The sequence below is a fragment of the Roseobacter sp. N2S genome, assembly GCF_031454055.1.
Classification (GTDB): domain Bacteria; phylum Pseudomonadota; class Alphaproteobacteria; order Rhodobacterales; family Rhodobacteraceae; genus Amylibacter.
This window is the reverse complement of sequence record NZ_JAVDQB010000001.1, coordinates 154,221-168,751: the sequence shown is the minus strand read 5'-3', so window position 1 is coordinate 168,751 and position 14,531 is coordinate 154,221. Positions and strand designations below refer to the sequence as shown.

Genomic DNA, 14,531 nt, shown 5'->3' with positions numbered 1-14,531 from the left:
TCTTTGGCCGATGAAACCGTCACAGAACCAGTGGCTGCCATAACCGAAACTGTCAAGGCGCTGCCCACCGTGGCAGAACAATCGGCCGTGTTTATAGATATGTTCACGCGGTTCAGTAATCGGGTGACCCAACCCTGGAGCGCCTATCAGGTTGGCATCATCCTTGTGCTGATTGCCGTGTCTTACGGGTTGTACCGGTTTTATCGCCCCCGTGTGCGTGAATTTCTGGGCGGATCGCATGGCTTGCCCAAATGGTTCCTGCGGATTTGCGCCGTTCTGAACCAGCGGCTGTGGCTGCTGCTGTTTGTGGTGCTGTCCTGGGCCACGGTCTTTGTCATGCGCGAAGCCACATGGCCCAGTCGGTCTTACTTTGTGGCTCTTGCCGCGACGCTGGCGCTGTGGTGGCTGATTGTGGTTGTGACCACGCGGCTGATCCGCTCGCGGCCCGTGCGACAGTTGGTGCGCTGGGCGGCGGGTATCTTTGTGGTGTTGACGCTGTTTGGCCTGCGCGAAACAGCAGCCAATGCGCTGGATACAGTGGCATTGGATATGGGCGGGACGCGGGTGTCCCTGTTGACCGTTCTGATTGCGGTGGTGTCTTTGGCGACCCTGTTTGTGGTGGCCAGTTTCCTGTCCAAAGCAGGATCCAAGCGGATCAATACGGTTGAGGATATGTCGCCCTCGATCCGTGTTTTGCTGAACAAGGCCCTGCAACTGACCCTATACACCATCGCCTTTATGATCGGGCTGCGGGTGATCGGTTTTGACATTGGCAATCTGGCGCTGTTGTCAGGGGCGATTGGTTTGGGCATCGGGTTCGGCTTGCAAAAAATCGTGTCCAATCTGGTGTCAGGGGTAATTATCCTGCTGGATAAGTCGATCAAACCCGGTGATGTGATTTCCCTTGATGGCACCTTTGGCTGGATCACTCAACTGGGCGCGCGTTATGCCAGTGTTCTGACCCGCGACGGTCGTGAGTATTTGATTCCGAACGAGGATTTTATCACCAGTCAGGTGATCAACTGGTCCCATTCCTCTGATCTGGTGCGGTTGGAAATCAATTTCGGCGTGTCTTATGATAGCAACCCCCATGAGGTGAAACGCCTTGCGTCAGACGCGCCATTATCGGTGTCGCGGGTGGTGGGTATTCCCAAACCTGTCTGCCATATTGTGAATTTCGGCGACAGTTCGATTGATTTTACCCTGCGGTTCTGGATTCGGGACAGCACGGCGGGCCTGACCAATGTGCGCGGCGATGTGTTTCTGGCGCTGTGGGATGTGCTGGCCGAAAACAACATTGAAATCCCCTTCCCACGCCGCGATGTGACGATTTTGTCCGGCGCGGCCCCAACCAGCCCCTTGCCCAGCAATCCCCTGCCCGAAGATTAAAAGCGCTCCGCGCTGAGGTATTTAGGCTCTTAAGAAGGCAGGGGGGCGGGATGGATTTGGGATGATTAAGCCATTTCAAAGCGGCGGGGATTGGGTGTAGGCTGCGCGGGAATCTGCAGGAGCCATCATGACACCCCATTTCGCCGCCGCCACTGAATCCGCAATCCCGATTGATGTGATAGAGGCAGGGTCTTTTGACCATTTCCTGAAACATGCCCCTGCGCAGACCGCGGCTTGGGCCAAGGCCAACGGGTTCGCTGGAAAATTGGGGCAGGTTTTGACGGTTCCCGGACCTGACGGAATTGCCCGCGTGTTGGTGGGCTGGGGGACAGAGCCGCAGCGCCAGCGGGATCGGTTGTTTATGGCAACTGCGGCGGCGCAACTGCCAGAAGGGGTTTATACAATTGCATCAGGTCTGAACGGGCCGGCCTTAGAACAGGCGGCATTGGGGTGGTTGTTGGGCGGCTATGTGTTTGACCGATACAAGGAAAAACCCGCGCCCAAAGCGCAACTTGTGGCCCCTGTCGGTGTGAATGCGGCACGTCTAGAAGCGATTGCGGCAGGGGATTATCTGACCCGTGATCTGATCAATATTCCCGCGTCTGACATGGGGCCAGACGGGTTGGAGGCGGCGTTTGTGAAGCTGGCACTGGCTTTTGGCGCAAAAACGGCTGTGATTCGCGGCGATGATCTGTTGGCGCAAAACCTGCCGATGATCCATGCGGTTGGCCGCGCATCCGATCAGGCGCCGCGTTTGTTGGATATGATTTGGGGTAATGAGTCTGATCCGAAAATTACCCTTGTGGGGAAAGGCGTCTGTTTTGATACGGGCGGGCTGAACATCAAGCCAGCCTCTTCCATGGGGTTGATGAAGAAAGACATGGGCGGGTCTGCCACGGTTTTGGGGCTGGCACAGATGATTATGACGCTGGGGCTAAAGGTGCGGCTGCGGGTGCTGGTGCCTGCGGTTGAAAATTCGATCTCGGCGGGGGCGTATCGCCCGCAAGATATTCTAACCTCGCGTAAGGGATTGACGGTTGAGATCAACAATACTGATGCCGAGGGGCGGTTGGTTCTGGCTGATGCGCTGACCCTTGCGGATGAAGAAGAGCCTGATCTGCTGATCTGTAAAGCCACGCTGACCGGCGCGGCGCGGGTGGCGCTTGGGCCGGATTTGATGCCGTTTTATACGGATAATGACGGGCTGGCAGGTGACATCAGCGCGGCTGGCACGGCGGTGGCCGATCCTCTGTGGCGGATGCCGTTTTGGGACCCGTACGAGCCGATGATCGAGCCTGATGTGGCCGATCTGGACAATGCACCCAAAGGCGGGTTTGGCGGTTCCATTACTGCTGCGCTGTTTTTACGGCGGTTTGTGGAACATAAAGACCGCTTTGTGCATCTGGACATCTATGGCTGGACGCCAAGCCCGAAACCGGGTCGTTCGCTGGGCGGTGCCTGCCAATCGGCCCGCGCCATGCTGGAAGTCATCGAGGGCCGCGCTGCAAAATGACCGATCGGCGGCTTTGGCGGGGCAACGGGCGGGTGGCCCATAGCAGTTTGCAAGGGCAGGTGCAGGATGTGGCGTTTACCGACGGCGTTTCGCTGCGGATTTCTGTACCTGTGGCAAATGTTTTAGTGGCACCAAGCGGAGCGTTGGACCGTCAGTTGATCTATGGCGATGGCTTTACAGTGCTGGAAACCTGCAACGGCTATGCCTTTGGGTTTGCGGAACACAGCGGATATGTGGGCTATGTTCTGGCCGCAGAATTGGCGGAATTGCCCGAACCGACCCACCGCGTGACCAGCTTTGGCGCGCATATCTATCCTAAGCGGTCGATCAAAACCGTGCCTGCAATGACCCTGCCTTTTGACAGTTTTATAGCCTGTTCCAAGCCTGCCGACGGGTTTTGGCAGACCGCGCAGGGTTTTGTGTCAGAGCAGCAGCTTGCGCCCATCGACACCTTGGAAACCGATACAGCCAAAACCGCCCTGCGTTTTTTGGATGTGCCTTATTTGTGGGGCGGGGACAGCAACTATGGTATTGATTGTTCCGGCCTGATCCACGCCGCGCTGCGGGCTGCGGGGCAGCAGTGCCCCCGCGACAGCGATCAGCAGGCGGCGTTTTTTAACGGGATTCCAGAGGGTTCCAAGCTGCAACGTGGTGATTTGGTGTTTTGGGCTGGGCATGTGGCGATGATGCTGGATGCGGAAACAATTGTGCATGCAAACGGCCATCATATGGCGGTGAGCATTGAAAAACTCGATGACGTTGTCGACAGAATTCAGGCGGCTGAAGGTAAATCCGTCAGCAAACAAGCGCGGGTTTAATCGACCGAGCGGATCAATTTGCGTTCCAGCACACGCAAGACCGCCTTTAAATCCTGCCCCCGTTTCAAAACACGGCCATCCATACCGATGATCGCATACATGCCTTGTTTGCTGGCCAGTTTGGGTCGTTTTTCAATTCGGTACAGCGCATGTTCTGCAGTGCGGCGAAAAACGCAGAACACAGCCACGTCTTTCAGGGCGGAAATCCCGTAATCGCGCCATTCCCCTGCGGCCACCATACGCCCGTAAAGCGACATGATCGGCCCGAGCTCGGTTCGGTGAAAATGAATAACATCCTGCGCGGCGCGAGAAGGCGGAAGGTTTGTTACTGTATGCATGTTCATAAAATTAGTTTGGTCCGCCAATGTGTGAATGGCAAGTTAATTCGTCGCCGAAAATGGGGCGCTAAATCACCGCCAAATCGCCCCATTTGGAGCACAGAATCGTCGCCTTGGAGGGGCATACAAAGCCTACGCGTAATGTGAGTAACGAGTAACAGCCCCGATCGGAAAACCGTGTAATGGTTTATCTGACGGGGCTTTTTTCTGTCTGACGTTGGGTGTGGGAAGGGGAAAGTTTTTGGATGTTCTTGGCCTTGTTTGCGGAATTCATGAAAAAAGTCACACAATCTTAATATTGCCGCATTCCTTCCCTTTCTTCGCCCAGATCGGGCGCCATAAACTTTTTCATAGCTGAAACATTGCTTGCCTCTGACGCGGTATCCATAACAGCCCCCACCCTTGGGTGCCGCGTCGGGGCTCTAACTTCCCTCCCCCTTACGCTGATTTTGTATTTTAAGTTTGCCCTTTCCGCTTGGCTGTAGTTCTTTGTGCCAAACAAAAAAGGAACTCTCTGACATGCGCGATTTTCATCTGCCCGGCCGCTCTCCGGTTTTTGCCACGAACGGAATGTGTGCCACGTCTTCGCCTTTGGCGGCGAAAGTGGCGGTGCAAATACTGGAAAGCGGCGGAAATGCTGTGGATGCGGCCATTGCGGCAGGCGTTCTGTTGGGATTGTGCGAACCCCAAATGACAGGGATTGGCGGCGATTGCTTTGTTTTGGTGAAAGCCGGGGACAGTGAGGATGTGGTCGGGCTGAACGGGTCAGGGCGTGCACCAGCAGCCCTTGATGCAGCACAGTTGCGGGCGGCGGGGCATTCGGAAATGCCGGTCCGCGATGTGTCTTCTGTGACGGTGCCGGGTGCAATTGATGCGTTTTGCCGCTTGTCGGGTGATTTAGGGAAAATCGGGCTGAAAGCCTCGCTTGCGCCGGCGATCCATTATGCCCGCGCAGGGATTCCCATGGCGCCGCGCACTTGTTTTGACTGGGCGCGTGCCACGGATGCACTGCAAGGGGCTGCGCGGGATTTCTACCTTTTGGACGGGGCGGCCCCGACACCGGGCCAGATGTTCCGTGCGCCAAAACAAGCGGATGTGCTGGAACGTGTGGCACTGGAAGGCCGTCGCGGGTTTTATGAAGGCGAAGTGGCCGAGGATATGGTGTCTTCACTGAATGCGCTGGGCGGGGTTCATACGCTGGATGATTTTGCCAACACAGCGTGTGATTATACCGATCCGATTACTGGCACTTATAAAGATGTAGAACTGATCGAACACCGCCCCAACGGGCAAGGTGCCACGGCAATTTTGCTGGCGAATATCCTGTCCCATTTTGATGTGGCGGCTTATGGCGCGCGCAGTTCACAGCGGGTTCATATCGAAGCAGAGGCCACAAAACTGGCCTATGACACGCGCAACCGGTTCATGTCTGACCCTGATTACATGTCCCGTCTGGACTATATGTTATCTGCTGAAACTGCGGCGCGGCTGGCTGGTTTGATTGATCCGCATAAGGCGATGCCTTCAGCCACGACCATCAGCGAAAGTGTGCATAAAGAAACGGTTTATCTAACCGTGGTGGATCGGGATCGCATGGCGGTGTCGCTGATTTATTCGATCTTCCATTCCTTTGGCTCTGGTCTGGCGTCCGACAAATTCGGGATCAATTTTCAGAACCGCGGCGCGGGATTCTCGCTGGAAGAAGGCCACCCGAATGAGGCAGGCGGCGGCAAGCGTCCGATGCACACAATCATCCCCGCGATGCTGCGCAAAAAGGGCCGCGTAATCATGCCGTTCGGGGTGATGGGCGGGCAGTATCAGTCTACGGGCCACGCTCGGTTGGTATCAAATATGGTGGATTTCGATATGCCCGTACAAGAGGCCATCGACGCGCCGCGCAGCTTTGCCGCTGATGGGAAACTGCAACTGGAACGGGGCTACGGGCCGAATGTTCACAATGATCTGCTGACAATGGGTCACCAGATTATTGTTCCCGATGTGGCAATCGGCGGCGCGCAAGGCATCGTGATTAACCATGAAACAGGCGTTCTGGAAGGCGGGTCCGATCCGCGTAAAGACGGCTGTGCGTTGGGGTATTAACGCGCGGTTCCAAACCCTTGGTGTTGCTTTCGCGGCCCTGTGAAAGCAACGCAATACTCCGGCCAAGCTGCGCGGCAGCCTGACAGGACATTGTGTTTTGAAACAGTTTTGAACCGGCACGGGCCGCAGCCCGATGACCTTAGTTCATTTGAACATCAAGCCGGTACTGGCCGTCGTTCAACTCTCCGAACATGGCGATCACTTCGGGATGATCCACGGGTGCGCCTGTTGGGTCTGTTTCCAGATTTTGCTCGGAAACGTAAGCCACATAATAGGAAGAATCGTTTTCCGCCAGTAAGTGGTAGAACGGTTGTTCTTTTTTCGGACGTGTGTCCTCTGGAATGCTCTCCCACCATTCATCGGTATTCGAGAACATTGCATCAACGTCAAAAATCACCCCCCGAAAAGGGTGTTTGCGATGGCGGACCACTTGTCCGATAGTAAATTTAGCTTGCGCCTGAAACATGGTTACCTCTGATTCCCCACAACCCGCGTAACAAGAATCTTACGATTCCATTGACATTCTGTCCGATATTGAGGGATTGAATGCAAGGAATTTTAGGGAAACAGTTGGTGGCAGTTTTAATAACAGTTTTACAAGTCGTGGCCCCGGTATTCATTTTGGCGCTGATCGGCGTGATCTGGGTTCGGCTTGGATACGAGTACCGCGTTCAGTTCGTAACACGGCTTTCAATGACCATCGGCGTGCCCGCTTTGATCTTTGTATCCTTGATGAAAACCCAGATCGACCGCACCACATTATTTGATACAATTTGGGCCACATGTTCGGCCTATCTGCTTGTTACGATAGTGTTCTTTGTGCTGGTCAAAGTCGCAAAACTGGACGTGCAAACCTACCTTGCACCGTTGATTTTCGGCAACACTGGCAATCTAGGTCTGCCACTGGCCTTGTTTGCCTTTGGCGAAGTGGGGATGGGCTATGCGGTCGTGGTTTTCGCGCTTATGGGGATCTATTCCTTCACCTTTGGCATCTGGTTGGTGTCGGGCGGCGGGTCTCCGCTTAAGGTGATCAAAGAGCCGATGGTCGGCGCGACCCTGCTTGGCGGTTTATTCATGTTGCAAGGCTGGAGCACGCCGATTTGGTTAACCAATACGCTGACTTTGGTCGGGCAGATGGCCATTCCCCTGATGCTGATCACCCTCGGGGTGGCGCTGGCGCGACTGACCCCTGAAAACATTCTGCGCGGTGTGGTTCTGGCGGTGGTGAAAGTGGTCGTCTGTGTCGGAATCGCTTACGGTGTGGGGCGGTTTTTCGAACTGTCGCCAATCGCTTTGGCGGTTCTGGTGTTGCAGGTTTCCACGCCCGTGGCCGTCACATCCTACCTGCTGGCGGAAAAATACGGCGCTGACTCGGGCGAGGTGGCAGGGCTGGTGGTTGTTTCGACGCTTTTGTCTGTGGCCACAATTCCGCTTACGCTGGCGTTTTTGCTGTAACGGACGCATCCAAACCCTTTTTTTCACATCTGCTTTGGTGTAGGATCACTGAAAATCCGGCAAAAGACCGGCATCGAGGCAGATATGAAATACAGCACGATCCTTATTGCGGTCTTGATCCTTGCCGCCTGCTCGGGCGGTCGATCCGATCCCCCCAGAAACCTGGACAACGCCTGTTCGATTCTGAAAGAAAAGCGGCATTGGGCCCGTGATCTTAATAACGTAGAGCGCAAATACGGCGTTCCACGCGAAGTGATCATGGCAACGATTTATCACGAGAGCCATTTTGTTTCTCATGCCAAAACCCCGCGGCAGTTTACCTTGGGGGTCATTCCAATGGGTCGGCGGTCGTCAGCCTACGGGTTCTCGCAGGCGATTGATGGCACATGGGATTGGTACAAACGCGCCACCGGAAATTCTCGGGCCAAGCGGCATAATTTCGATGATTCAGTGGATTTTATGGGCTGGTACATGACCGAGACCCAGAAACGGACCGGCGTGGCAAAGACCGATGCCTACAACCAATATCTGGCGTATCATCAAGGGCATACGGGGTATAATCGGGGCAGCTATCGCAGTCAGCAGTGGTTGATGAATGTGGCCGCCAAAGTGCAGGCGCGCGCGATCCTGTATTCTGCGCAACTGGAAACCTGCCGCCGTTAACAGGCGCGGCAGGTCAGGCGGGGGTAGGCCCCGTTAGCGCTTGATATCGCCTTCTTTGATGATCTTGGCCACGTCGAACAGGCGGGCCTGCAAGCGTTTGTCTTTGACCAGTTTTCCTAAAACCACGGTGGTTTTCTGACCGCTTTCATCGGTGACGATCCACTGGCGCAGTTCGGTGGGGTTATCTGTAAACACCAGTTTTACATTGCCATAGGTCGGGTGTTCGGGGTCTTGCGCCGTGATGGTGGTGGCGGTGCCGTCATGTTCATGGGCCACAACCATTCCACTGGTGTTCAGGTTCACCGTGTCTTTCAGGATGATATGCAGCGGCGTGCGGTGCAGCGGGTATTGCTGTGGTCCGGCGTTGGATTTCTTGTCAAAGATCGCCAGCGTGCCTTGGCCTGCCACAACCAGCGCGTCATTGGGAGGTTCGTATTCAAACCGCATCCGCCCTGGCCGTTTCAAATAGAACGTCCCTTTGGACAGGGTGCCGTCGGGGTTCACCTGCGTGAACGCGCCTTCGGCGTTGGTCAGGCTGTTCAGATAGCTGGACAGCTGGTCCAAGGACAACGGCTTTGTCTGCGCCATCACAGGCGAAGCAATGCTAAGGGCGGCCAATGCGCCAAGAAGGGTTCTGCGTTTCATAGGCTCAATATAGGTTGGGCCTTGGGCCATAGAAAGCCCGCCGCGCCACAAAGATTTGTGAAGATAAACTGAAAGGCGGAAACCCGCCTTTTCAGGGTGTTAATGCTGTTCTGGCACCAGAATTTCCCGCTTGCCCACATGGTTGGCTTGGCTGACCACGCTTTGGTCTTCCATCTGTTCCACCAGTTTGGCGGCTTTGTTATAGCCGATGGACAATTTGCGCTGGATATAGCTGGTGGAACACTTGCGATCCTTAACCACAATGGCCACCGCCTGATCGTACAGCGCGTCTTCGCCCGTGGTGTTGCCGCCAAGGCCCAGCACCATGTCGATGTCGCTTTCCTTGTCATCAGAAGGGCCTTCGACCACACCAGACACATATTCCGGCGCACCGTAAGCTTTCAGATGGTTGACCACCTCTTCCACCTCTTCATCGCTGGCAAACGGTGCGTGGACGCGGGTGATTTTACCACCCCCCGCCATGTACAGCATGTCGCCCATGCCCAAAAGTTGTTCCGCACCCATTTCCCCAAGGATCGTGCGGCTGTCGATTTTCGACGTCACCTGAAACGAAATCCGTGTTGGGAAGTTGGCCTTAATCGTACCGGTGATCACGTCCACCGACGGGCGCTGCGTGGCCATAATCAGGTGAATCCCCGAAGCCCGCGCCATTTGTGCCAGACGTTGGATGCAGGCCTCGATCTCTTTGCCGGCAACCATCATCAGGTCGGCCATTTCATCCACAATCACCACGATAAACGGCATTTTTTCGGGTGTGAATGTTTCGGTTTCAAACACCGGTTCGCCCGTATCATCGTCAAATCCGGTCTGAACCGTGCGGGTGAAATCCTCGCCTTTTTTCAGGGCAGCGTCCACACGGGCATTATAGCCGCCGATGTTGCGCACGCCCATTTTAGACATCTTGCGATAGCGTTCTTCCATTTCGCCCACGACCCATTTCAGCGCAACAACGGCCTTCTTCGGGTCGGTCACAACCGGGGACAGCAGGTGCGGAATACCGTCATAGACGCTAAGTTCCAGCATCTTGGGGTCGATCATGATCATCCGGCATTCGTCGGGCGAAAGTTTGTACAGCAGGCTAAGGATCATGGTGTTGATCGCCACTGATTTACCAGACCCCGTGGTCCCTGCGATCAGCAGGTGGGGCATCTTGGCAAGGTTGGCGATCATCGACTTGCCGCCGATATCTTTACCCAGCGCCAGCGGCAGGTTTTGTTCCCCGTCGCCGTAATCACTGGAGGATAGCAATTCACGCAGCAACACGGTTTCGCGGTTTTCATTGGGCAGCTCGATGCCGATGACTGATTTGCCCGGAACCGTAGACACGCGGGCCGATAGCGCAGACATAGAGCGTGCAATATCGTCGGCCAGACCGATCACACGGCTGGCTTTCAAACCGGGTGCGGGTTCCAATTCATACATGGTCACAACAGGGCCTGGGCGCACCGATACGATATCGCCTTTGACGCCGTAGTCATCCAGAACGCTTTCCAGCATCCGCGCGTTCTCTTCCAAAGCCTCGTCCGACAGATGATGCCGCACGATGCTTGACGGATGCGCCAGCAAATCCAAGGGCGGGGTTTCATAGGCGGTCTCGGGGCCTTTAAACAGGCTTGGCTGGGCCTCGGCCTGTGCGCGTTTGCTTTGCTTTTCAGCCTGACGCGGCGCGCGGGGCTGCACCACATGTTTGGGTTCAGTCGGGGCAGGGGCCACAGGGGCGATGGGGGCCACTGGGGTGATCGGTGCCGCAGCGCGGGCGCGCTGGGATTGAAAGCTGACCACGGGTTCTGCCGGTTCGTCTTCGTAATGACGGGACGCGCCCCCCAGCGGCGGCGCAACAGGTTGCCCGTCATCTGCAGAGTCGCGGAAGATGTTTTCGGTGACAACAGGCTCTTGATAATGATCCGAAACACGCAAAGTACGGGCGCGCAGAACTTTGGATTTGATCGCATCGTTGATCCGGTTGCGCACGCGGTCTTCGTCATGCACATGGGTGTCATCTTCGGTCAGATCAATCAGGTCTTCATCGGGTTCAGGTGCTGGTTTGCGAAAGGTCGGCAACTTTAGTTTTGGCAAAGTCAAAGACTTACCCGCCTTTACCTTTTCCACAGGCGCTTCCACTGGTGTGACTGCGGATTTTGTTGGCACCTCACGGGCAACTTGCAGGGCTGCGGCCTCTTTACGGGTGGCCCGACGAGAGTCTATTCCAGCCTTTGCGGCCACTGCGCCGCGCGCGCCGCCCTGAACCGCAAAGCCCAGCAAAGACACGATAGAGGCATAGGTCAGGATGATCGCAACCATGGAATAATGGCGGATATAGGACAGTTCCAGTTTGGAAAACCCAAGAGAAAACAGCGCGGTACACAGGAAGATAAATCCCAGAACCAAAGACAGTACAATCAAACGGATCGTCAGATGCATCGGCACCAGATCCATCAGAATTCCCAAAGCCGCATCGCCAGACAAGCCGCCCAGACCAAAGCCGTGGTCCCAGCTTTCAAGGGGAACATGGGTGGCCAAAAAGACCGCAGTGAAGGCAACAAAAACCGGGATGCTGATGGCGCGGCTTAACAGGCGGGTATCGCCTTGGTGCAAGACAAAGCGCGAGCCCCAGACAAAGAACAGCACAGGCAGACACCAGGATGCCCAGCCGATTGTCAGGATCAGACGGGAGGAAATCGACGCGCCGAACGTACCCAGAATATTCTGCGCAGGGGCAGATGTGGCAGACAGCCAGCTTGGATCTTCGGGCGTATAGGTCCATAGCATGGCACCCAGCAGGATTGAAAAGGCGACCATGGCGAGGCCGACCAGTTCGGTGCCCCGTTTCCGGATTGCCTCTTGCATATGGGTTTCCAACAATGGATCACGCGTCCGCGTCTGATATGCCATTTCCCTACCTCTCAGTACAAATGACGGCGGATTTCGTGCAATCCACGGGTCATTTCGTCAATAGGCGCGACCATGGCCACACGGATATACCCGTGGCCCGGATTGGCGCCGTCTACGTCTCTGCCCAAGAATGCGCCGGGTAAAACCCGCACACCTGAGGCTTTCCAAAGTTTCAATGCAGCCGCTGCGCCATCTTCCACAGGCAGCCACAGGAAAAATCCGGCCTGTGGGGGCACATAGCCGTTGATGCCGCGAAACACGTCGTCGGCCAGTTCGAATTTTGCACCATACAGCGCACGGTTTTCGATCACGTGATCTTCATCTGCCCAAACACGGGTTGCAGCCCGCTGGATCGGCAAGGGCAAAGGCGCCCCTGCGTAATTGCGCAATTGTTTCAACGCGGCGATGGTTTTTGGCCCGCCTGCGGCAAAACCGGATCGCAGGCCCGGCAGGTTTGATCGCTTTGACAGGGAATGGAAAATCACCACACGTTCTGGATCAGCGCCAATTTTATGGGCTGTTTCCAATGCGCCTGTGGGGGCCTCGCCACGGTAAATTTCGGAATAGCATTCATCTGCGAAGATGCGGAAATCGTGTTTTTCAGCCAAAGCCAGAAGATCACGCCAATAATCGGCGCTGGCCACAGCCCCTTGCGGGTTGGACGGCGAACACAGATAGACAATGGCCGTATCATCCAGAACCGCGTCTGGTACGGTGGAAAAATCAGGAAGAAACCCTGTTTCAGCCGTGGCGTTCACAAATACAGGTTTGGCCCCGACAGCGGCAGCGGCGATGGCGTAGACCTGATAGAACGGGTTTGGCATCAGCACATAGGGCTGTTTGCCGTTTTTGGTTTCAGGGCAGGTGGCGACACAGGCGTTGAACAACCCTTCGCGGGTGCCGTTCAGGGATAAAACCTGCGTGGCCGGATCAATCGGCACGCCAAAACGGTTGGTGATCCAACTGGCAATCGCTTGCAGCAATTCGGGCGCCCCGTCATTTGGCGGGTATTTCGCGAACTCATGGGCATGACTCGCGATTTCCTCGGCCACGAAAGCGGGAAAGGCGTGTTTGGGTTCGCCAATGGACATATGTAACACGTCTCCACCTGCTGGATGATGGTCCAACAGCGCGCGCAAACGCGGGAAAGCGTATTCTGGCAGGTTCGAAAACCGCTCTGGAAATTGCATATCTGCCTCAGGGTATGGGGTCTAAGCGCCCCTTTTGGGCTACATTAGACAATAAATCTGACAGCGCCAAACCTCTTTTGGTTATGACGGAGCATATGTGGCTTTTTTGCCCAGAATTAGGGCTGCCCTGAAAACGCTTAAAGAAAATCAGCGGTTTCAGGCGTTTAGCGCAGCTTCCATAGCGGCCCCGACCCGCAGTAACTTGCGTTCTGCAAAGGGTGCGGCCATGGCCATAAGCCCCGCGCTAGGAATATCTGTGGGCAGGGTCAGGCCACACAGCCCCAGCAAATTCCCGATCCGTGTATTGCGCAAAGTCAGCAGGTTGGACCGTTGATAATAGGCGCTGTCGGTTTTCAAACGCTCCAGATTCGGCGGCAATATCGGCGAACTGGGCAGCAGAATCGCATCATAAGGCGCGGCGACAGCCAGATAGTCCTGTCGCAATTGCATCATCCGTTTCTGCGCAGTGACATACTCAACGCCGCTGAAATTTTTACCGCCGCGAAAGCGTTCCAAAATTTCGGGGAACATCACATCGGGATTGGCTTCTATTTCTGTTTGCCATTGGGCATATGCCTCGACCGAGAATAAGACAGGGGACAAAGACAGAAGTTCAGGCAGGAAAGGGATCTCGATTTCTGTGATCTTCGCCCCGCCAGCGGACAGTTTGGCCACAGCGGTTTCAAACCCTTTGGCAACACTGTCGTCCAAATCTTCTAGGGCCGAGGTTTTGCAGATGGCAAAATGACGCCCCGCCAGCGTGGCATTGGTCAGATCGGGAATCGCGGCGTTTCCTGTCAGCGCCCCCAAAAGCTGGGCGGCATCTTCAACAGACCGGCACAGTGGGCCGATGGTGTCAAAGCTTTCGGCCAGTGGCACAACGCCTGCCAGCGACACCAGCGTAGATGTGGTTTTCAAGCCGACCAGATCATTCCAAGCGGCTGGAATACGCACCGATCCGCCCGTATCAGACCCGATTCCTGCCGCTGCCAGATGAAAGGCCACCGATGTCGCCGCTCCGGACGAAGACCCGCCCGGCACTGCGTCGTGGTTGTTCACGCAGGGCGGCGTTTGGGTGACGGGGTTATAGCCCAGCCCCGAAAACGCCAGTTCCGACAGGTGGGTTTTGCCCAGACAAACCAGCCCCGCATGGGTGGCGTTTTGCAGGCATTTGGCATCCGCCACAGGTACGCGACCCTTTAGCAGATCACTGCCTGACACGGTTTCGATGCCAGCGGTATCCACCAGATCCTTCCATGAAATAGGCACCCCGTCCAGCAGACTGTTGCGCAGCCCTGCATCGGCGCGGGCTTTGGCGGCGGTTGCCTCAATCATAGCGCGGTCGCGGGTGACATGGGTAAAAATGCGCGGGCCGAATTCATGGGATTCGGCGGCGTCCAGATAAGTTTCTGTCAGTGCCACAGGGTCGATTTCGCCCTTGTTGATGCCGCGCCCCAAATCCGAAGCGGTTGCGGTAAGCCATGCGTCTGACATCTGGTCTCTCCTT

At 55.9% G+C, this 14,531-nt stretch carries 12 protein-coding genes; 6 read left to right on the top strand and 6 right to left on the bottom strand.

All coding sequences use genetic code 11. From position 1 onward, the window contains the following. Positions 1-3 precede the first annotated feature (3 nt). The 3 genes from GGE09_RS00820 to GGE09_RS00810 all read left to right on the top strand — a co-directional run bounded on the left by GGE09_RS00820 (position 4) and on the right by GGE09_RS00810 (position 3,720). Positions 4-1,389, top strand: a complete 1,386-nt coding sequence (locus GGE09_RS00820) for a mechanosensitive ion channel domain-containing protein (RefSeq protein ID WP_309742886.1) — start codon at positions 4-6, stop codon at positions 1,387-1,389. A 127-nt stretch (positions 1,390-1,516) separates the two neighbouring features. Next, positions 1,517-2,902 (top strand): leucyl aminopeptidase family protein, encoded by a 1,386-nt coding sequence (locus tag GGE09_RS00815; RefSeq protein ID WP_309742884.1) that lies wholly within the window; start codon positions 1,517-1,519, stop codon positions 2,900-2,902. After that, positions 2,899-3,720, top strand: coding sequence for an NlpC/P60 family protein (locus tag GGE09_RS00810; protein WP_309742881.1), 822 nt, complete (start codon positions 2,899-2,901; stop codon positions 3,718-3,720). Before GGE09_RS00815 ends, GGE09_RS00810 begins: the two co-directional genes overlap by 4 nt. On the opposite strand, the gene GGE09_RS00805 is transcribed toward GGE09_RS00810, so the two are convergent. Further along, positions 3,717-4,064 carry a DUF2794 domain-containing protein gene (locus tag GGE09_RS00805; protein ID WP_309742880.1) on the bottom strand — a complete coding sequence of 116 codons (348 nt, stop codon included), beginning with the start codon at positions 4,062-4,064 and terminating at the stop codon, positions 3,717-3,719. The two genes, GGE09_RS00810 and GGE09_RS00805, sit on opposite strands and share 4 nt — an antisense overlap. Positions 4,065-4,577: 513 nt before the next feature. Here GGE09_RS00805 and GGE09_RS00800 point away from each other — a divergent pair. After that, positions 4,578-6,158, top strand: a complete 1,581-nt coding sequence (locus GGE09_RS00800; protein ID WP_309742878.1) for a gamma-glutamyltransferase family protein — start codon at positions 4,578-4,580, stop codon at positions 6,156-6,158. A gap of 139 nt (positions 6,159-6,297) precedes the next feature. On the opposite strand, the gene hspQ is transcribed toward GGE09_RS00800, so the two are convergent. Next, positions 6,298-6,624 carry a heat shock protein HspQ gene (hspQ, locus tag GGE09_RS00795; RefSeq protein WP_309742876.1) on the bottom strand — a complete coding sequence of 109 codons (327 nt, stop codon included), beginning with the start codon at positions 6,622-6,624 and terminating at the stop codon, positions 6,298-6,300. A 107-nt stretch (positions 6,625-6,731) separates the two neighbouring features. Between hspQ and GGE09_RS00790 the strand changes: the two genes are divergently transcribed. Both GGE09_RS00790 and GGE09_RS00785 read left to right on the top strand, forming a co-directional pair. Next, a complete protein-coding gene (locus GGE09_RS00790; protein ID WP_309742874.1) occupies positions 6,732-7,613 on the top strand; it encodes an AEC family transporter in 882 nt (293 codons plus the stop codon). A gap of 84 nt (positions 7,614-7,697) precedes the next feature. After that, on the top strand, positions 7,698-8,276 hold the full coding sequence (locus GGE09_RS00785) for a transglycosylase SLT domain-containing protein (RefSeq protein ID WP_309742872.1): 579 nt from the start codon (positions 7,698-7,700) through the stop codon (positions 8,274-8,276). A gap of 33 nt (positions 8,277-8,309) precedes the next feature. Here the strand turns inward: GGE09_RS00785 and GGE09_RS00780 are convergent, their stop codons facing one another. The 4 genes from GGE09_RS00780 to GGE09_RS00765 all read right to left on the bottom strand — a co-directional run bounded on the left by GGE09_RS00780 (position 8,310) and on the right by GGE09_RS00765 (position 14,518). Next, on the bottom strand, positions 8,310-8,951 hold the full coding sequence (locus tag GGE09_RS00780) for an outer membrane lipoprotein carrier protein LolA (protein ID WP_309742871.1): 642 nt from the start codon (positions 8,949-8,951) through the stop codon (positions 8,310-8,312). A gap of 69 nt (positions 8,952-9,020) precedes the next feature. Further along, positions 9,021-11,834 (bottom strand): DNA translocase FtsK 4TM domain-containing protein, encoded by a 2,814-nt coding sequence (locus GGE09_RS00775; protein WP_309742869.1) that lies wholly within the window; start codon positions 11,832-11,834, stop codon positions 9,021-9,023. Positions 11,835-11,845: 11 nt separating this feature from the next. Further along, the gene (locus GGE09_RS00770) at positions 11,846-13,024 is read right to left on the bottom strand and encodes an aminotransferase class I/II-fold pyridoxal phosphate-dependent enzyme (protein WP_309742867.1); all 1,179 of its coding nucleotides are present in this window, start codon (positions 13,022-13,024) and stop codon (positions 11,846-11,848) included. A 156-nt stretch (positions 13,025-13,180) separates the two neighbouring features. Continuing rightward, complete coding sequence (locus tag GGE09_RS00765) at positions 13,181-14,518, bottom strand: amidase family protein (RefSeq protein WP_309742865.1); 1,338 nt, start codon at positions 14,516-14,518, stop codon at positions 13,181-13,183. Positions 14,519-14,531 lie beyond the last annotated feature (13 nt).

Bases quoted from the DNA above. Each gene is read 5' to 3' on its own strand.
- GGE09_RS00815 (WP_309742884.1), top strand. From the start codon at position 1,517: ATGACACCCCATTTCGCCGCCGCCACTGAATCCGCAATCCCGATTGAT.
- GGE09_RS00810 (WP_309742881.1), top strand. From the start codon at position 2,899: ATGACCGATCGGCGGCTTTGGCGGGGCAACGGGCGGGTGGCCCATAGC.
- GGE09_RS00805 (WP_309742880.1), bottom strand. From the start codon at position 4,064: ATGAACATGCATACAGTAACAAACCTTCCGCCTTCTCGCGCCGCGCAG.
- GGE09_RS00800 (WP_309742878.1), top strand. From the start codon at position 4,578: ATGCGCGATTTTCATCTGCCCGGCCGCTCTCCGGTTTTTGCCACGAAC.
- hspQ (WP_309742876.1), bottom strand. From the start codon at position 6,624: ATGTTTCAGGCGCAAGCTAAATTTACTATCGGACAAGTGGTCCGCCAT.
- GGE09_RS00785 (WP_309742872.1), top strand. From the start codon at position 7,698: ATGAAATACAGCACGATCCTTATTGCGGTCTTGATCCTTGCCGCCTGC.
- GGE09_RS00780 (WP_309742871.1), bottom strand. From the start codon at position 8,951: ATGGCCCAAGGCCCAACCTATATTGAGCCTATGAAACGCAGAACCCTT.
- GGE09_RS00775 (WP_309742869.1), bottom strand. From the start codon at position 11,834: ATGGCATATCAGACGCGGACGCGTGATCCATTGTTGGAAACCCATATG.
- GGE09_RS00770 (WP_309742867.1), bottom strand. From the start codon at position 13,024: ATGCAATTTCCAGAGCGGTTTTCGAACCTGCCAGAATACGCTTTCCCG.
- GGE09_RS00765 (WP_309742865.1), bottom strand. From the start codon at position 14,518: ATGTCAGACGCATGGCTTACCGCAACCGCTTCGGATTTGGGGCGCGGC.